19 protein-coding genes are annotated in these 16,285 nt (G+C 57.3%); 6 read left to right on the forward strand and 13 right to left on the reverse strand.

The annotated features are described in order from the left end of the window. The first annotated feature begins 86 nt into the window (after window positions 1-86). Entirely contained in the window at window positions 87-743 is a 657-nt protein-coding gene (locus KZZ06_RS08730) for a sulfotransferase family 2 domain-containing protein (RefSeq protein ID WP_219579646.1), read from the forward strand. 84 nt (window positions 744-827) lie between these two features. Here the strand turns inward: KZZ06_RS08730 and KZZ06_RS08735 are convergent, their stop codons facing one another. From KZZ06_RS08735 to KZZ06_RS08770, 8 genes are all read right to left on the reverse strand, one after another. Continuing rightward, the gene (locus tag KZZ06_RS08735; protein ID WP_219579647.1) at window positions 828-3,029 is read right to left on the reverse strand and encodes a 3-hydroxyacyl-CoA dehydrogenase NAD-binding domain-containing protein; all 2,202 of its coding nucleotides are present in this window, start codon (window positions 3,027-3,029) and stop codon (window positions 828-830) included. Window positions 3,030-3,054: 25 nt separating this feature from the next. Next, window positions 3,055-3,354: an acetyl-CoA acetyltransferase gene (locus KZZ06_RS08740; RefSeq protein ID WP_219579648.1), complete on the reverse strand. Its 300-nt coding sequence runs from the start codon at window positions 3,352-3,354 to the stop codon at window positions 3,055-3,057. Further along, window positions 3,354-4,565 (reverse strand): acetyl-CoA C-acetyltransferase, encoded by a 1,212-nt coding sequence (locus tag KZZ06_RS08745; protein ID WP_219579649.1) that lies wholly within the window; start codon window positions 4,563-4,565, stop codon window positions 3,354-3,356. The genes KZZ06_RS08740 and KZZ06_RS08745 overlap by 1 nt, the downstream gene beginning before the upstream one ends. A gap of 18 nt (window positions 4,566-4,583) precedes the next feature. Next, the gene (locus KZZ06_RS08750) at window positions 4,584-5,222 is read right to left on the reverse strand and encodes a glutathione S-transferase family protein (RefSeq protein ID WP_219579650.1); all 639 of its coding nucleotides are present in this window, start codon (window positions 5,220-5,222) and stop codon (window positions 4,584-4,586) included. Between the two features lie 292 nt (window positions 5,223-5,514). Continuing rightward, complete coding sequence (locus tag KZZ06_RS08755; RefSeq protein WP_219579651.1) at window positions 5,515-5,727, reverse strand: hypothetical protein; 213 nt, start codon at window positions 5,725-5,727, stop codon at window positions 5,515-5,517. Between the two features lie 51 nt (window positions 5,728-5,778). Beyond that, window positions 5,779-7,560, reverse strand: a complete 1,782-nt coding sequence (locus KZZ06_RS08760) for an acyl-CoA dehydrogenase C-terminal domain-containing protein (RefSeq protein WP_219579652.1) — start codon at window positions 7,558-7,560, stop codon at window positions 5,779-5,781. Window positions 7,561-7,607: 47 nt separating this feature from the next. Beyond that, window positions 7,608-8,009, reverse strand: a complete 402-nt coding sequence (locus tag KZZ06_RS08765) for a MerR family DNA-binding transcriptional regulator (protein ID WP_219579653.1) — start codon at window positions 8,007-8,009, stop codon at window positions 7,608-7,610. A gap of 294 nt (window positions 8,010-8,303) precedes the next feature. Further along, window positions 8,304-8,678, reverse strand: coding sequence for a MerR family DNA-binding transcriptional regulator (locus KZZ06_RS08770; RefSeq protein WP_219579654.1), 375 nt, complete (start codon window positions 8,676-8,678; stop codon window positions 8,304-8,306). 118 nt (window positions 8,679-8,796) lie between these two features. Between KZZ06_RS08770 and KZZ06_RS08775 the strand changes: the two genes are divergently transcribed. Genes KZZ06_RS08775 through KZZ06_RS08785 form a run of 3 tightly spaced genes read left to right on the forward strand, consistent with a single transcriptional unit; the run spans window position 8,797 to window position 11,085 of the window. Next, window positions 8,797-9,219, forward strand: a complete 423-nt coding sequence (locus KZZ06_RS08775) for a PaaI family thioesterase (RefSeq protein ID WP_219579655.1) — start codon at window positions 8,797-8,799, stop codon at window positions 9,217-9,219. Further along, on the forward strand, window positions 9,216-9,728 hold the full coding sequence (locus KZZ06_RS08780; protein ID WP_219579656.1) for a PaaI family thioesterase: 513 nt from the start codon (window positions 9,216-9,218) through the stop codon (window positions 9,726-9,728). The genes KZZ06_RS08775 and KZZ06_RS08780 overlap by 4 nt, the downstream gene beginning before the upstream one ends. A gap of 25 nt (window positions 9,729-9,753) precedes the next feature. Next, entirely contained in the window at window positions 9,754-11,085 is a 1,332-nt protein-coding gene (locus KZZ06_RS08785) for an MATE family efflux transporter (RefSeq protein ID WP_219579906.1), read from the forward strand. A gap of 49 nt (window positions 11,086-11,134) precedes the next feature. Here KZZ06_RS08785 and arsC read toward each other — a convergent pair whose 3' ends face one another. The 4 genes from arsC to KZZ06_RS08805 are packed head-to-tail and all read right to left on the reverse strand — an operon-like array spanning window position 11,135 to window position 13,291. Continuing rightward, on the reverse strand, window positions 11,135-11,482 hold the full coding sequence (gene arsC / locus KZZ06_RS08790; protein WP_219579657.1) for an arsenate reductase (glutaredoxin): 348 nt from the start codon (window positions 11,480-11,482) through the stop codon (window positions 11,135-11,137). Continuing rightward, on the reverse strand, window positions 11,479-12,522 hold the full coding sequence (locus KZZ06_RS08795) for a quinone-dependent dihydroorotate dehydrogenase (protein WP_219579658.1): 1,044 nt from the start codon (window positions 12,520-12,522) through the stop codon (window positions 11,479-11,481). Before KZZ06_RS08795 ends, arsC begins: the two co-directional genes overlap by 4 nt. Next, window positions 12,519-12,950 carry a DUF1330 domain-containing protein gene (locus tag KZZ06_RS08800; protein ID WP_219579659.1) on the reverse strand — a complete coding sequence of 144 codons (432 nt, stop codon included), beginning with the start codon at window positions 12,948-12,950 and terminating at the stop codon, window positions 12,519-12,521. Before KZZ06_RS08800 ends, KZZ06_RS08795 begins: the two co-directional genes overlap by 4 nt. Then, window positions 12,947-13,291, reverse strand: coding sequence for a DUF952 domain-containing protein (locus tag KZZ06_RS08805; RefSeq protein ID WP_219579907.1), 345 nt, complete (start codon window positions 13,289-13,291; stop codon window positions 12,947-12,949). The genes KZZ06_RS08800 and KZZ06_RS08805 overlap by 4 nt, the downstream gene beginning before the upstream one ends. Before the next feature lie 166 nt (window positions 13,292-13,457). Here KZZ06_RS08805 and KZZ06_RS08810 point away from each other — a divergent pair, with 166 nt between their 5' ends. Further along, a complete protein-coding gene (locus tag KZZ06_RS08810; protein ID WP_219579660.1) occupies window positions 13,458-15,014 on the forward strand; it encodes a bifunctional UDP-sugar hydrolase/5'-nucleotidase in 1,557 nt (518 codons plus the stop codon). Window positions 15,015-15,091: 77 nt separating this feature from the next. Here KZZ06_RS08810 and KZZ06_RS08815 read toward each other — a convergent pair whose 3' ends face one another. Next, window positions 15,092-15,400: a helix-turn-helix transcriptional regulator gene (locus tag KZZ06_RS08815; RefSeq protein WP_257884263.1), complete on the reverse strand. Its 309-nt coding sequence runs from the start codon at window positions 15,398-15,400 to the stop codon at window positions 15,092-15,094. A gap of 57 nt (window positions 15,401-15,457) precedes the next feature. Between KZZ06_RS08815 and KZZ06_RS08820 the strand changes: the two genes are divergently transcribed. Next, the gene (locus KZZ06_RS08820) at window positions 15,458-16,282 is read left to right on the forward strand and encodes an alpha/beta fold hydrolase (RefSeq protein WP_219579661.1); all 825 of its coding nucleotides are present in this window, start codon (window positions 15,458-15,460) and stop codon (window positions 16,280-16,282) included. Window positions 16,283-16,285 lie beyond the last annotated feature (3 nt).

Below are 16,285 nucleotides of genomic sequence, written 5' to 3' on the forward strand. Positions count from 1 at the left end.
TTGCGTAAAGTTAAAAGTATGAAACATAGCGAACCACAGGATGATTTTGCACAGCGTGCCGCGACAGGCGCGCAAAGGCGCGTGCGATGATCATTAGCCGTGGCCGTAATTACATCTTTGTGCATAGCCCCAAGACCGGGGGAACGTCGCTGGCGCTGGCGCTGGAAGGTCGCGCGATGAAAGATGACATCATGCTGGGTGACACGCCCAAAGCGCTAAAGCGCCGCAAACGTATGAAGGACGTGCAGGCGGCGGGGCGGCTTTGGAAGCATTCGACGCTGGCCGATATCGAAGGGGTGGTGACGCGCAACGAGATTGCCCAGATGTTTTGTTTCACCTTGGTGCGCAACCCGTGGGACCGGATCGTGAGCTATTATCACTGGCTGCGGGCGCAGTCCTTTGATCACCCCATGGTCCGGCTTGCGCAACAAACCAGTTTCGCCGCATTCCTTGAAACGCCAGCGTTGCAAGCCAGCCTGCAAAACGCACCCTATGGCAGCTATCTGCAAGACGGCGCGGGGGCGGAACAGGGTAATCTGTTCATCCGGCTTGAGCATTTCACGCAAGACGCCCAGCCCCTGTTTGATCATCTGGGGTTCACGCTGACGCTGCCAAATGAAAACGTCTCTGACCGTGATGCCGCGTATCAAAGCTATTACACGGATGATCTTGTGCAGATCGTGGCGCGGATTTGCGCGGCCGATATTGCGCGGTTTGGCTACCGCTTCGAGGATGCGAATTAGCCGCAGCCAGCGCGTCATTGCGATAGATACAAAAACGGCCAGCAGTTACCTGCTGGCCGTATGTCTTTTAGATGTGACGCCTGATCAGGCGGCTTTGGCATCCGGTCCGAAACGGCCATAGAATGTCTGACCTTTGTCTGCCATTTCACGCAGCAGGGCAGGGCATTCGAAACGATCGCCGAACTTGGCTTGCAACTGGTCACAGCGTTCAGCGGCATAGGGTGCGCCGATGATATCAAGCCAGCTGAACGGGCCACCGGACCAAGGCGCAAAGCCCCAGCCAAGGATCGCGCCAACATCGCCTTCGCGGATGTCTTCCAACACGCCTTCTTCCAGTGCGCGCACAGCTTCAAGCACCTGCGAGAACATCAGACGATCCTGCACATCGCGCAGATCGGGCTGGGTTTCGGCCAGCGGGAACTTGTCGTGCATGCCCTTCCAATAACCCTGCCGCTTGCCTTTTTCATCATAGTCAAAAAAGCCTGCGTTGGCTTTGCGGCCCAGACGGCCCAGATCTTCCATCCAGAAAATCAGATCGTCGGCTTGGGACGCAGGATAGGCATTGCCCATCGCAGCCTTGGTCGCGCGGGCAATCTTGGCCCCCAGATCAATGGATGTCTCGTCGGTCAGTTGCACAGGCCCAACAGGGAAGCCCAGCAATTGCGCCGCGTGATCCACCAGTTGCGGTGCAACGCCTTCGGTGATCATCCGTGCGCCTTCGTTGGCATAAGGGATGATGCAGCGGTTGGCATAGAAGAACCGTGCGTCGTTAACCACGATCGGCGTCTTGCGGATCTGGCGCACGTAATCGAGCGATTTCGCGACGGCACGGTCACCGGTTTCCTTGCCTTTGATGATCTCGACCAGCAGCATCTTTTCGACAGGCGAAAAGAAGTGGATGCCGATGAACTGATCCGCGCGTGACGATGCTTTGGCCAGTTCGGTGATCGGCAGGGTCGAGGTGTTAGAGGCGAAAATGCAATCCTCGGGGATCACGGCTTCGACCTTTTTGGTCATCTCGGCCTTGACGGCTGGGTCTTCGAACACCGCTTCGATGATCAGATCGCAACCTTTCAGCGCGTCCAGATCGGTGGTCGCGGTGATCAGGTCCAACGCGGCCTGCTTTTTCTCTTCGGTGGATTTGCGACGTGCAATGCCCTTGTCAAAGAAGCTCGCCGAATAGGCTTTGCCCTTGTCTGCGGCCTCTTGGGTCTGGTCGATCAACACAACCTCGATGCCGGCCTGAACGGACACAAGCGTAATGCCTGCCCCCATCATGCCTGCACCCAGAACGCCCAACTTTTTGACGCGCTGGTCTGGCACACCTTCGGGACGCACAGCGCCTTTTTCCAGGGCTTCCTTGTTCAGGAACAGCGACTGGATCATGGCCGACGACGACGGGTTCAGCAGGATGTTGGTGAACCAGCGTGCTTCGATTTTTAGTGCTGTATCGAAAGGAACCAACGCACCTTCATAGACCGCACTCAACAGTGCCTTGGCTGCCGGGAACGCGCCTTGAGTCTTGCCGTTGACCATCGCATTGGCACCAACAAAGGTCATGAAACCGGCAGGGTGGTAAGGCGTGCCGCCGGGCATCTTATAGCCCTTGGCATCCCACGGCTTCAGAATGTCCGCGTCCTTGGCGTTCAAAACCCATTCTTTCGCGGCGGCGACCGGATCGGCGACTACCTCGTCGATCAGGCCCGCTGATTTCGCGGCAGCAGGGGCAACCATCTTGCCCTCAAGCAGGAACGGCGAGGCCCCCATCGCGCCCAGTTTGCGTGTCAGACGGGTTGTACCGCCCGCACCGGGGAAAATGCCAACCATGATTTCGGGCAGGCCGATACGCGCCTTGGGGTTGTCCGCGACGAAAATGCGGTGCGTGGCCAGTGGCAGTTCCAGACCGATACCAGCGGCAGTGCCGGGCAGGGCAGACGCAATCGGCTTGCCGCCCTTGTTGGTTTTCGGGTCCATGCCAGCGCGTTCAATCTTGCGCAGCAGGGCGTGCATTTGCATCGTGCCCTCGAACAGACCCTTGGCAGGATCGTCGCCCGCATCTTCGCGCATTTTGGCCAGCAGGTTCAGGTCCATGCCGCCTGCAAACGATCCGTCCTTGCCGGATGTGACAACCGCACCCTTGATGCTGTCATCGGACAAAACTGTGTCGATGATGGCGTCCAGTTCGGACAACCCTTCGATCGACATGACGTTCATGGATTTACCGGGCACGTCCCAGGTGATGATGGCGACGCCGTCGGCGTCCTTGGTCATTGTGAAATCGGTCATTTATCTCTCCCTGATTTGGAGTGTGTTACGAGCGCTGAGGTGTGTAATCAGCGAATTTTTCAAGCAGTGATCTGATCAGTTCGATCGTGGCTTTCGGACCATCTTGGCAATCTTCCTCGCTCAGCAGGATCCGCTTGAAGTTATCGAAACTCTCGCGGTCAAAACTGTCGCTTGGATCATTGCGGTGCTTGAAGAACAGCGGCGGGGCATCCTGGTACAAACGTACATAGGCACCGCCCCGTTCGACTTTGACCTTCAGATCCTTCAGGCCCTTTTTCGGGGCCAGTTCTGCGATGGCAAGAAAGGGATGTGGTTGATCGCCCATCAGACGCGCTCGATGATTGTGGCGGCACCCATGCCGGATGCAATGCAAAGCGTCGCCATGCCGACTTCCTTGTCGGAGCGCTCAAGCTCGTCCAGCAGCGTGCCGATGATCATCGCACCGGTCGCACCCAAGGGGTGACCCATCGCAATGGATCCGCCGTTTACGTTGACCTTGCTTTCATCCACATCAAACGCCTGCATGAAGCGCATGACGACGGCGGCAAAGGCTTCGTTGACTTCGAACAGGTCGATGTCGCCGATCTTCATGCCGTTGTCGGCCAAAATCTTTTCGGTCACGGGCACGGGGCCTGTCAGCATGATTGTCGGATCTGTGCCGATCTTGGCTGTGGCCCGGATGCGGGCGCGTGGCTTGAGGCCGTATTTCTCACCGAATTCCTTGTTGCCGATCAGCACAGCCGCCGCACCATCAACGATACCCGATGAGTTCCCCGCGTGGTGGATGTGGTTGATTTTCTCAAGATGCGGGTACTTCATCAGTGCGATCTTGTCGAAACCGGGCATGACTTCGCCCATCTGCTGGAACGCAGGGTTCAACGACCCAAGCGACTGCATGTCAGTCTGGGGGCGCATGTATTCGTCATGGCTGAGGATCGACAAACCATTCTGATCCTTGATGTCGATGACGGATTTGGCAAAGCGGCCTTCGTCCCACGCCATCTTGGCGCGCTGCTGGGATTTGACGGCCAGCTGGTCGGCTTCTTCACGGGTAAAACCGTATTCTGTCGCGATAATGTCAGCCGAAATACCCTGCGGTACAAAGTACTTTTCCATCGCCAGCGTCGGATCAACGGCAATCGCGGCACCGTCGCTGCCCATGGGCACGCGGCCCATCATCTCAACACCGCCAGCGATATAGGCCATGCCCGCGCCGCCTTTGACCTGGTTTGCGGCCAAGTTCACGGCTTCCATACCGGAGGCACAGAAACGGTTGATCGCAAGACCCGGAATGCGTTCATCCAGATCGGATGCCAACACGGCCGAGCGCGCAAGGCAGCCGCCCTGTTCCATGACTTGGGTCACGTTGCCCCAGATCACGTCCTCGACCGCGTGGCCCTCAAGGTTGTTGCGTTCCTTGAGTGCGTTCAGCGTCAGCGCGGACAGGCGCAGCGATGTCAATTCGTGCAGCGCGCCGTCTTTGCGGCCCTTGCCGCGCGGGGTGCGCAATGCGTCATAGATATAAGCTTCGGTCATTAGGTATCTCCCTTAAATTCAAGCGCGGTCAGCAGGGCTGCCGGGCATCAGGTCATACGGGGCCTTCCAGCCCGGTGTTTCACTTAGACGCGTAAGCCACGCGTCGATATTGGGCCAATCCTTGCGGTTGAAACCGAAAGGTTCAGGGTAATACAGGTAGCCGCAGCAGCTCAGATCGGCGTTGGTGATCCCGTCGCCCACGATCCAGTCGCGCCCATTCAGGTGATCGTTCAGCACTGCATAGGCAGCGGCAAGACGTCCCTGCATAAAGCCGATGACCTCCTTTGGCTGCTTGTCCTCGGGCAGGAAGTTCATCAAAAACCGGGTCATCCCGGCGTTGGAGCTGAGCTTGTGGTTGTCCCACAAAACCCACCGCAAAACCTCGCGCCGTTCAGTGGCGTCCTTGCCGCCGAACTTGCCGGATTTCTCGGACACGTAATCCTGGATGACGCCGGATTGTGTCAGCCGGACATCGCCATCAATCATGACCGGTGCTTCGCCCATGCTGTTGATGTCGGTACGATAATCCGGCGTGCGGGTTTCACCCCCAAAGAAGTCGACTTTTACCGGCTCCCAGGCAAGACCCGACAGTTCCAGCGCAAGGGCTGCTTTATACGCATTTCCGCTTTCGCCGAAGCAATGCAATGTGATGGTCATTTGAACCTCCCTAAGGTCATTTTTTGTCTCTCCGGTCGACGTGGGGGTTTCACACCCCCACACCCCCGTGGAGTTTATCTGGCAAAATGAAATCAAACTGTTTCATTTTTAAGGCCTTCTTAGTGTCTGTCTTTTATCAAACAGATGCGCAGCAGGCTGGAGAGCTGAGCGGCGTGCAAAGTGAAACCCTGTCTCTTTCTTGGTTTTAGCTGAGAGTGAGGCAGGGCCTTGCCGCCCGTTTCATTTTGCCAAGTAAACTCTCCCCGAAGGGTCGGTTTCATCCTTTTCCCGGTTATTTTTTGCGTTCATCGATTTCGGCATTGAAAAGCCGCAGGCGGGCTGTCAGCTTTTCTTCGTTCATGACGCTGTTGAAGTTTTCGAATAGAAACGACAGCGCTTCCCCTTCGTCCAGCCCTGCCTCAGCCGAGAATTTCTTGAGCCGTCTGTAACCGTCTTCGGTCATGGCGACGGGAAAGCGGCGGGTGAGGCGGAAGCGTTTGGGCATCAGGGACCTTTCGAAAAGCGTGAGGTGGGGTCTTGCCCCACCTCTGGTAGCTTAGAAGTTTGCCGCGTCCAGCGCCATCACCGTATCCGCACCGGTTTGAATACGGGTCAGATGCAGTGCGGTGGCTGGCAGTTGGCGCGCCATGTAATAGCGGCCGGTTGCCAGTTTGGTCTCGTAGAATGCAGCGTCGCCTGTGCCTTCTGCGATTGCTTTCTTTGCAGCCAGACCCATTTTCGCCCACATGTAGCCTAGGCATACATGGCCGAACATGTGCATGAAGTCGGTCGATCCGGCCAAGGCGTTGTTGGGGTTCTTCATACCGTTTTGCATGAAATACATGCCCGCCGCTTGCAGGTCTTTGCTGGCTGCCTTGAGTGGTTCAAGATAGGCCGCGTCGAATTCAGCGTCCTGACCTGCGTTTTCCTTGATAAAGGATTTGAGCATGTCAAAGAACGCCATCACGTGCTTGCCGCCGTCTTGGGCCAGTTTGCGACCCACAAGGTCAAGCGCCTGAACGCCGTTTGCACCTTCATAGATCATGGCAATGCGGGCATCGCGGGTGAATTGGGACATGCCCCATTCTTCGATATAGCCGTGGCCGCCGTAAACCTGCTGCGCCTTGACGGTCATGTCATAGCCGACATCGGTCAGGAAACCCTTGATGACGGGGGTCATCAACGACACCAGACCGTCGGCGTCTTTGTCGTTCGACCGGTGCGCGGCGTCGATCAGGTTTGCGCCCCAAAGGATGAATGCGCGTGCGCCTTCGATAAAGGACTTCTGATCCATCAGGCTGCGGCGGATATCGGGGTGTACGATCAGCGGATCGGCCGGGCCATTGGGGTTTTCGGTGCCTGTCACGGCACGCCCTTGCAGGCGGTCCTTGGCGTAGTCGCGCGCATTTTGATAGGCGACATCGGCCTGTGCCAAGCCTTGCATGCCAACGCCGACGCGGGCTTCGTTCATCATGGTGAACATGGCGCGCATGCCTTTGTGTTCTTCGCCCAGCAGATAGCCAACAGCGCCGTCATAGTTCATCACGCAGGTTGAATTGCCGTGGATGCCCATTTTCTCTTCGATGGAGCCGACGGAGAGGCTGTTGCGATCACCAAGGGAGCCGTCTTCGTTGACCATGAACTTGGGAACGATGAACAGCGACACACCTTTGATGCCTTCCGGGCCGCCTTCGATTTTGGCCAGAACAAGGTGAATGATGTTGTCGGCCATGTCGTGGTCGCCGGAGGAGATAAAGATTTTCTGACCGGAGATTTTATAGCTGCCGTCCGCTTGAGGCGCTGCTTTGGTGCGCATCAGGCCCAGATCGGTGCCGCAATGCGGTTCGGTCAGGTTCATGGTGCCGGTCCATTCGCACGATACCATGTTGGGCAGATAGGTGTCTTTTTGCGCGTCCGACCCGTGGGCCAAAATCGCGGACGCCGCACCGTGGGTCAGGCCCTGATACATGGTGAACGCTTGGTTGGAGGCCGAGAACATCTCGCCCACTGCGGTGCCGATGACATAGGGCATGTTCTGGCCGCCGTATTGTTCTGGCATGTCCAGACCGGGCCAGCCGCCTTCTTTGACCTTGCCGAAAGCATCTTTGAAACCGGTTGGCGTGTAGATCACGCCATTTTCCAGACGGCAGCCTTCTTTGTCGCCCACGGCGTTCAGCGGGGCCAACACTTCCGAGGTCAGCTTGCCTGCTTCCTCAAGAATAGCCGAGGTGAAATCGGCCTCAAGTTCATCATATCCGGGGATGCCGGATTCGGTGACCTTGAGCACGTCGTGCAGCACGAATTGCATGTCTTTGATGGGGGCTGTGTAGCTAGGCATGTTGGGTTCTCCCTTGGGCGGATGTCTGTGTATCTTGGCGTTGCTGTTTATTCTGCCGCTTTGCGCGGGCTGTTCAGTGAGGCGATCATCTTTTCCGCCCATTTCAACTGGTTGCGCAAATCGTCGATGGCTTGTTCGATGTCGTCACGTTGGGTTTCAAGATCGGCAAGCCGGTCACGCGCGATGTCATAGGTGCGGGCCAGTTGTGTCTGCTGCTGGTCACCCATGTGATACAGGTCCAGCAGCTGACGAATTTCTTCCAGGCTAAAGCCAAAACGCTTGCCGCGAATGATCAGCTTAAGCCGCGCGCGGTCGCGTTTGGTGAATAGGCGTTTCTGGCCTTGGCGTTCGGGAAACAGCAGTTCCTTCGCCTCGTAAAAGCGCAATGTTCGCGGAGTCACGTCGAAGGTGTCGCACATCTCGCGGATGGTCATTGTCGTGGTGTTCATCTCTTGGTGCCACTCTCGCATCATAGGTCGGATGAGACCGATTTGGGGGTTTCCGGGTCGCAATACAATAGACGTATGGGTTGACGTAGTGGTACGTCACGTCACTTTTAGGTTTACCTAAGGTAATTTTGCGTCAACTTTTAAAAAGATCGTCAAAAGGGGTGCGCCTGCAAGGTGTTTCCATCGCTTGCCTGCGTTTTTTCGTACAAAATTTTAGTGGATTTGATAGCGTTACAGTGGGCGCTGTTGGCCCCATTGCAGGTGAACAGCGTGAGCTTTGACCGCTTGAGCAGGCTACATATCTTTTAGGGCGTTCGCCGTATCGTCACGAAGACGTTGCAACTCATCGATTGCGTCATCCAGCTGGGCGCGTTGATCGGCCAGCTCTAGCAATTGCCGGTCGGCACTGACGACCCATGCGCGCATTTGCGCTTCGGTGCCTTCTTTTTCATAGATCAGCAACCATTGGCGGATACCTTCAAGGGAATAGCCAAATTTACGGCCCCGCATGATCAACTTCATGCGTGCAATTTCCCGCGGGCCGTAGCTGCGGGATCGGCCATCACGTTCGGGATGCAGCAATTCGATATACTCGTAATACCGCAACGTACGCGGCGTTACGTCGAACTCGGCACACATCTCCTTAAAGGTCAGGCGTTTATCGGACATTGCTTTCTCCTTAATTCGGGAAACTAAGCGCAAGCTAGGGCAAGCGCAACAGGCGGGGTTGCTCTTTGCGACGCGGATGGGTGATATATGTTGAAGGTATACGAAAAGGGGCTGACAAATGTCAGACAAAATACGGATCGCCGGGCAATTCATTGCGGCTTTGCCATTCAGTGAGGCGCTGAACATGTCCCTAGAGGATCTTGGGGATGGTGTTGCGGTCATTTCGATGCCGTATGATTCCAAGCTTGTGGGCGACCCTCGTACGGGGGTGATTCATGGCGGCGCGGTATCGGCGCTGATGGACACCTGTTGTGGGGCTGCGGTGATGAGCCACCCCAGCAGCCCTGGGGGGACCGCCACCATTGACCTGCGGATCGAATATTTACGGGCCGCCAAACCCGGTCAGAAAATCACCACGCGCGCAGAATGCTATCACGTCACGCGGTCAGTCGCCTTTGTGCGCGCCACCGCCCAAGACGAGGAAGACGGAAGCCCCGTGGCCACGGCCACAGGCAGTTTTGTAGTAGAGGGTAAACGATGAGCGGACGTCCCAAGCCAGAGACCGTTCAGGTCATCAAGAAACGCCGTGACGGTGCGCTGAATGCGCTGGTCGGCGGCGTGCCCTATATCAAGTTTCTGGGCATCGAATTTGATCGCCGCGGCGACGAGCTGACAGCGATCTTGCCATTTTCCGAAAAGCTGATCGGCAACCCGATTATCAAGGCAATTCACGGCGGGGCCACGGCGTCGTTTCTTGAGGTGACATCGATCATTACTCTCAGCTGGAGCTATCTGTGGGAAGACCTTGAATCGGGGGCATTGGACGTCGACAAGATGGACAGCGAACATATGCCGCGCTTGCCCAAGACGATTGATTTTACCGTCGATTATCTGCGCTCTGGTTTGCCCCGCGACGCCTATGCGCGGGCGACAATCAATCGGTCTGGGCGTCGCTATGCGTCGGTTCATGTCGAGGCGTGGCAAGATAACCGTGCCAAACTGTTTGCGCAGGCAACCGGGCATTTCCTGATGCCACACAGCCGTGGCTGAACCGACCCGGTCGGTCCATGACCAAATGGGTACGTCAGGTACCGCAGATGCACGTGCGGTGGTGACCCATCGCCGGGTGCTGAATATTGCGATCCCGATTGTGATTTCCAATGCAACGGTGCCGATACTGGGTGCTGTGGATACCGGCGTTGTAGGGCAGATGGGTCTTGCGGCCCCGATCGGTGCGGTTGGCATCGGTGCGGTTATTCTGTCTGCGCTGTACTGGATATTCGGTTTTCTGCGGATGGGAACAGTCGGGCTGACGGCCCAAGCCGCCGGTCATGGCGACGACGCCGAGGTTGCGGCGCTGCTGACCCGCGGTTTGCTGATCGGAGGATTGGCAGGGCTGGTCGTCATCCTGCTGCAAATCCCGCTGTTTTGGGCATCGTTTCAGGTGTCGCCCGCCAGCGCCGAGGTCGAAGGGCTGGCGCGGTCCTATATGCAGATCCGCATCTGGTCGGCACCTGCGGCGATTGCGATTTATGCCATTACCGGTTGGCTGATCGCCCAAGAACGCACCCGCGCCGTGCTGGTCATTCAAGTTTGGATGAACGGGTTGAACATCTTGCTGGACCTCTGGTTCGTGCTGGGGCTCGCTTGGGGTGTCGAAGGCGTGGCTTTGGCCACGTTCCTTGCGGAATGGACTGGGGCGGCAGTAGGGCTCTGGTTCTGCCGAGAGGCATTCGGAGTGCCCGCTTGGCGCGATTGGGCGCAGGTGTTCGACGGTCCACGCTGGGTCAATATGATGAAGGTGAACGGTGATATCCTGATCCGGTCATTGCTGCTTCAGGCGGTCTTTGTCTCGTTTCTGTTTCTTGGCTCGGGCCTTGGCGATGTCAAACTGGCGGCCAATCAGGTGCTGCTGCAATTCCTGATGATCACGGCCTATGCGCTGGATGGCTTTGCCTTTGCAGCCGAGGCGCTGGTCGGACATGCGATGGGCCGCAAACAACGCGACATCCTGCGGCGCAGTGCGGTGCTGACCAGCGGTTGGGGCTTGCTGGCCTGTGGGCTGATGACGGTCGGATTCGCGATTGGTGGCGGCGCTATTATTGATCTGATGACGACGGCCCCGTTGGTGCGCGAAGAGGCGCGGGTGTTCTTGCCCTATATGATTGCCGCCCCGCTGATCGGATGCGCGTCATGGATGCTGGACGGAATTTTCATAGGGGCGACGCGGTCGCGGGACATGCGCAATATGATGGCGGTGTCCTTTGTTATCTATTGTGCGTGCGCAGCGGTTTTGGTTCCCATGCTTGGCAATCATGGTTTGTGGATTTCGCTGCTGGTCAGTTTTATCGCCCGCGGTATCACACTTGGCCTGCGCTATCCGGCGCTTGAGCGGGCGGCGGGGTAGCCCGTTTTCTTTGAAAGAAAACGGTCCGGAATTTTTGAAAAATTCCGGCTCAGCCCTCCAGCAAAGTGTTCACTGTTTCGGGTGGCCGCCCGATTATGGCTTTGCTGCCTTTAAAGACGATGGGGCGTTCGATCAGGATCGGATTTTCTGCCATCGCTCGCATCAATGCGACGTCATCACTGTCTTTGCTCAGGCCCAGTTCTTTGAAACGGGCCTCGCCGCTGCGCATCATCTGGATCGGGCGCAGGCCAAGCGCGGCCCTTGCCGTTTCAAGCTCTGCCAGGCTGGGCGGGTTCTCAAGATACCGGCGGATCGATACCTCGGCACCTGATGCCTCGATCAACGCCAAGGTCTGGCGTGATTTTGAACAGCGCGGGTTGTGCCATATCGTGATCACAACCAATCCTCGCGTTTGGTGCCCACCGCATCGGCCACGGATGCAAAACCGTCGCGTGCCAGTATTTGATCCAGCCCTCGCGCAATATCAGCGGCAAGCGACAAGCCACCGTAAACCAAAGCGGTGTAAAGCTGGACCGCCGACGCGCCTGCGCAAATCTTGGCATAGGCATCCTCGGCCGACCCGATGCCACCCACACCCACCAGCGGAATATCGGTCAGGGTGGACAGTCGCGCCAGCACGCGGGTTGATTTTTCGAACAGCGGCGCACCCGACAGGCCGCCCATCTCATCGCGATGTGGGCTGTGCAGGCCTGTGCGATCCAATGTTGTGTTGGTCGCGATGATCGCAGCGACACCCGCCTGATTAGCCACATCGGCCACATCTGCAATTTCCGCTTCGGTCAGGTCAGGTGCGATTTTCAGGAACACGGGCGTTGATCCGCGCACGTCCATGACGCCGGCCAAAAGTGCTGCCAACGCGGCCTTGCCCTGCAAATCGCGCAGCTTTTCGGTGTTGGGGGACGACACATTGACGGTGGCAAAATCCACGTGATCGCGGGCGGTTTCCATCACACGTGCGAAATCGGCGGCGCGGTCCGTGCTGGTTTTATTAGCCCCGAGGTTCAGACCGACAGGAATACCGGGGGCGCGGTCGCGCAGACGTGCGCAAATCGCGTCCATCCCTTGGTTGTTGAACCCGAAACGGTTGATCGCGGCGCGGTCTTCGGTCAGGCGAAACAGGCGGGGTTTGTCATTACCCGGTTGGGGCAGGGGTGTGGCGGCACCGACTTCGATAAAGCCGAAACCGGCCTTGGACAGCGGCGCAATTGCCGTTGCGTTTTTGTCAAAACCGGCTGCAAGCCCCACGGGGTTGGGCAGGTCCAGTCCGGCCAAAGTGGTTTTCAGCCGATCCGAGGTCACAGGCCCGGGCATCGGGGCCAACCCCATCCGCAAGGCTGAAATTGCCAGCCCATGCGCTGCCTCGGGGTCGATTCTGCGCAGGGCGCGCAGGCCGATTTGTTCAGCAATTCTTTTCATGCAAATCCATCCGTAATGGGCAAGGGGCCGGTCCGGATCAGCCGCGATGTGGTGACAGCAGCCTGACGGTGGACAACCGCCAGCTTGTAGCGGGGGTCCGATATCATCTGCAAAAACGCATGTGCATTGGGGTAGTGGGCGATGAACATGATATCCCATGCCTCGTCGCGCGGGCCGATCAATGTCATTTCGAACTGGCCACGCCAAACGATGGACCCGCCGACATCGGCGAGCACGGGCCCGCTTGCGGCACCGTAGTTCTGATAGGCGTCGGCACCGGTCAAACCATCTGACGCAAGCGCGTGATCCGCCGGGTAGGCGGCAACATCGCGCAGCCGCACAAGGTTGAGCATGTGCAAAGGCGTGTCGCGGTCCAATCCTTTGAAGGCGTCAAATTGCGCGCGGTCTGGATCCAGATAATCGGTCACTCGGTTTCAAACCCCGCCGGAAACTGATGCGCGCCATCGTGCAGCGGCAATGGTTGCGCCCATGCGATGTCAGTTAGTTGAAGATCGCGATAGAGGTGGGGGAACTTGGCACCACCGCGCGATACCTCCCATTTTATGGCGTCACCCAAACGATCCGTTTCCACGGCCAGCAGGAACAAGTCGTCCTCGCTCGCGAAATGTTTTGCAGCTGTTTCGGCCGCTTGGGTCGCAGTCGAGAAATGGACATAGCCGTCGGCCACATCAATCGGCGCACCTTGGGTTGTCCCCGCGCTGCGCAGTGTTTGCCATTCGTTGGCGCGAAAAATTTTGTATATCAACATGAAACCCGTGATGCCTTGGCGGCGGCATACGGTCAAGACCTGTGCACTGCGGCCCATCTTGTGCTTCTTGACCTAGGGGTAGGCGATAATTGGTGCAAATGATCTTTGACAGATGGCAAGCCGGAGGCCACGATACAGCCAGAATTCCAACTCTGGGGGTACCACCATGAAACGATTCCTGACCGCCACTGCGGCGCTTGCTTTGACGACAGGCATGGCGCAGGCCGATTACAGCCTGACCATTCTGCACACCAATGATTTCCATGCGCGGTTTGAACCGATCAGCAAATACGACGGTCCATGTTCAGCCGAGGATAACACCGAAGGCAAATGCTTTGGCGGTACGGCCCGTCTGGTCAACGCGATCAAAGATGCCAAGGCGCGGACCAATAACTACATTCTCGTTGATGGTGGCGACCAGTTCCAAGGGTCGCTGTTCTATACTTATTACAAGGGCCAGATGGCCGCCGAGATGATGAACAAGCTGGGCTATGACGGCATGACCGTTGGCAACCACGAATTCGACGACGGCCCAGAAGTGCTTGCCGGGTTTATGGACGCGCTTGAGTTCCCGATCCTGATGTCGAACGCCGATATTTCTGCTGAACCGCTTTTGGCGGGTAAGCTGGCGAAATCTGCTGTGCTTGAACGCGGCGGCGAAAAGATCGGCCTGATTGGTCTGACGACCGAAGACACGGACGAGCTGGCCAGCCCCGGTGAAAACGTGATCTTTACCGATTCCGTCGCAGCCGTTCAGGGCGAAGTTGATCTGCTGACTGCGCAGGGCGTGAACAAGATCATCGTGCTCAGCCACTCGGGCTATAAGGTCGATCAGATGGTCGCGGCGAATACCACCGGTGTTGATGTGATCGTGGGCGGCCATTCTAATACGCTGCTGTCCAACTCTAACGACCGCGCCGAAGGGGCATACCCCACGATGGTCAACGAAACGGCTATCGTGCAGGCCTATGCCTACGGTAAATATCTGGGCGAACTGAACGTCACCTTTGACGACGAAGGCAACGTCAAGGAAGCATCAGGCGAGCCTGTGTTGATCGACGCAGCCGTTGTCGAAGACGAAGGTACCGTGGCACGCATCGCTGAGCTGGCGCAGCCGCTTGACGAAATCCGTAACAAGGTCGTGGCCGAAACGTCAGCGCTGATCGAAGGCGACCGTGCGGTTTGCCGGATTATGGAATGCGCGATGGGTAACCTGATTGCCGACGCGATGCTGGCCCGTGTGGCCGACCAAGGCGTGCAAATCGCGATCCAGAACAGCGGCGGTATACGGTCCTCGATCGACGCGGGCGAGGTTACGATGGGCGAAGTGCTGACGGTGCTGCCGTTCCAGAACACGCTGTCGACGTTTCAGGTATCGGGCGCAACCATCGTCGAGGCGCTTGAAAATGGCGTGAGCCAGATCGAAGAAGTCGCAGGTCGTTTCCCGCAAGTGGCGGGCATGACTTATGCGGTTGATGCAAAAGCCGAAGTTGGCAGCCGCATCAGTGATGTGATGGTCTCTGGCGAACCGATTGATCCGGCCAAGGTTTACGGCGTTGTGTCCAACAACTACGTGCGCAATGGCGGCGACGGCTATGAGATGTTCAAGGCAGCTGAAAACGCCTATGATTACGGCCCGGATGTCGCGGACGTTACGGCTGAATTCATCGCGGCGAACGGGGCCTACACGCCCTATCTTGATGGTCGCATCACGCTGAAATAATATAAGCCCACACAGCTTTAAGGCGCGCCATTTCGCGATGGCGCGCCTTTTTTTGTGGGCGTGTCTGCCCCCGACGCTCAGGCCGAAAGCTCTGCTCGCAGCCACAGCAGATAATCATCGATACCTGCCTCATCGCGTTTGCAATAAGACCATTTCTGATGCTTCTGAACCGTGATGAAACCCGCTTGCTTTAGAAGGTCTAAATGCCTGCTGGCGGTCGGTTGCGCGACGGATAGCGCCTCTGCGATCAGTGTCATACAAACGCCAAATTCTACCGGATCGGCAGACCACTGATCTCCAAAATGCTCCTGCGGCGCTGACAGCAAACGCAGGATTTTCATCCGTGTCTCGCTTGCCATCGCTTTTATCTGCATTGATCTATTCATTTCATCATCATATCGTAAGTTAGCTAAATGACTATGTGATTATGCGAGATGTGCCAAATGCTGGAATTGCCGAATACATCGATCATTGAAAATAATGCGGTAAAATGGGGTGTCTGCGGCTCCGGCCCACCGCTTGTTGCGATCCACGGGACGCCGTTTTCATCGCAGGTCTGGCGCAGGATTATTCCGCAACTGGCCGATCTAAGAACCGTCTACTTCTTTGATCTGGTCGGCTATGGGCAGTCCGAGATGCGCGAAGGCCAAAATGTCTCATTGGGGGTGCAAAACACCGTTCTCGCCGCCCTGTTCAACGAGTGGGGCCTGAGCCGCCCCGATGTGTTGGCCCATGATTTTGGCGGCGCGACGGCCTTGCGCGGCTATTATATCGACCGTCTTCGCTATCGCTCTTTGACGATCTTTGATGCTGTGACCATGGCACCTTGGGGTTCGCCCTTCGTTCAGCATGTGCGCAAACACGAGGCCGCATTCGCCGGCATGCCTGACTATATGCACCGCGCATTGCTGGCGTCATATCTGCAGACGGCAGCCCATAATCCGCTGTCGAAAGAGGCGTTGGAAATATACAGCGCCCCGTGGCTCGGTCCGGTCGGGCAGCCCGCCTTTTATCGGCAAATCGCGCAGATGGACCAGAAATTCACCGATGAGGTTCAAGGGCAATATGCGCAGATGGACTGTCCCGTCACCGTTCTGTGGGGCGAGAACGATGATTGGATTCCCTATGCAAAGGGGGAGGAACTGGCCGGTCTGATCTCGGACCGCCCCTGCATTCCGGTCAAGAACGCAGGGCACCTTGTTCAAGAGGACCGACCGGAAGCTATCGTTGCTGCGGTGTTAAAGCAGATAATGCCGGTGTCGCAGTAACCT

This window comes from Sulfitobacter sp. CW3 (genome assembly GCF_019392245.1).
Classification (GTDB): Bacteria; Pseudomonadota; Alphaproteobacteria; order Rhodobacterales; family Rhodobacteraceae; genus Sulfitobacter.

Excerpts from the sequence above, each read along its gene's own strand:
- KZZ06_RS08730 (WP_219579646.1), top strand. The coding sequence starts at position 87 with ATGATCATTAGCCGTGGCCGTAATTACATCTTTGTGCATAGCCCCAAG.
- KZZ06_RS08735 (WP_219579647.1), bottom strand. The coding sequence starts at position 3,029 with ATGACCGATTTCACAATGACCAAGGACGCCGACGGCGTCGCCATCATC.
- KZZ06_RS08740 (WP_219579648.1), bottom strand. The coding sequence starts at position 3,354 with ATGGGCGATCAACCACATCCCTTTCTTGCCATCGCAGAACTGGCCCCG.
- KZZ06_RS08745 (WP_219579649.1), bottom strand. The coding sequence starts at position 4,565 with ATGACCGAAGCTTATATCTATGACGCATTGCGCACCCCGCGCGGCAAG.
- KZZ06_RS08750 (WP_219579650.1), bottom strand. The coding sequence starts at position 5,222 with ATGACCATCACATTGCATTGCTTCGGCGAAAGCGGAAATGCGTATAAA.
- KZZ06_RS08755 (WP_219579651.1), bottom strand. The coding sequence starts at position 5,727 with ATGCCCAAACGCTTCCGCCTCACCCGCCGCTTTCCCGTCGCCATGACC.
- KZZ06_RS08760 (WP_219579652.1), bottom strand. The coding sequence starts at position 7,560 with ATGCCTAGCTACACAGCCCCCATCAAAGACATGCAATTCGTGCTGCAC.
- KZZ06_RS08765 (WP_219579653.1), bottom strand. The coding sequence starts at position 8,009 with ATGAACACCACGACAATGACCATCCGCGAGATGTGCGACACCTTCGAC.
- KZZ06_RS08770 (WP_219579654.1), bottom strand. The coding sequence starts at position 8,678 with ATGTCCGATAAACGCCTGACCTTTAAGGAGATGTGTGCCGAGTTCGAC.
- KZZ06_RS08775 (WP_219579655.1), top strand. The coding sequence starts at position 8,797 with ATGTCAGACAAAATACGGATCGCCGGGCAATTCATTGCGGCTTTGCCA.
- KZZ06_RS08780 (WP_219579656.1), top strand. The coding sequence starts at position 9,216 with ATGAGCGGACGTCCCAAGCCAGAGACCGTTCAGGTCATCAAGAAACGC.
- KZZ06_RS08785 (WP_219579906.1), top strand. The coding sequence starts at position 9,754 with ATGGGTACGTCAGGTACCGCAGATGCACGTGCGGTGGTGACCCATCGC.
- KZZ06_RS08795 (WP_219579658.1), bottom strand. The coding sequence starts at position 12,522 with ATGAAAAGAATTGCTGAACAAATCGGCCTGCGCGCCCTGCGCAGAATC.
- KZZ06_RS08805 (WP_219579907.1), bottom strand. The coding sequence starts at position 13,291 with ATGTTGATATACAAAATTTTTCGCGCCAACGAATGGCAAACACTGCGC.
- KZZ06_RS08810 (WP_219579660.1), top strand. The coding sequence starts at position 13,458 with ATGAAACGATTCCTGACCGCCACTGCGGCGCTTGCTTTGACGACAGGC.
- KZZ06_RS08815 (WP_257884263.1), bottom strand. The coding sequence starts at position 15,400 with ATGAATAGATCAATGCAGATAAAAGCGATGGCAAGCGAGACACGGATG.
- KZZ06_RS08820 (WP_219579661.1), top strand. The coding sequence starts at position 15,458 with ATGCTGGAATTGCCGAATACATCGATCATTGAAAATAATGCGGTAAAA.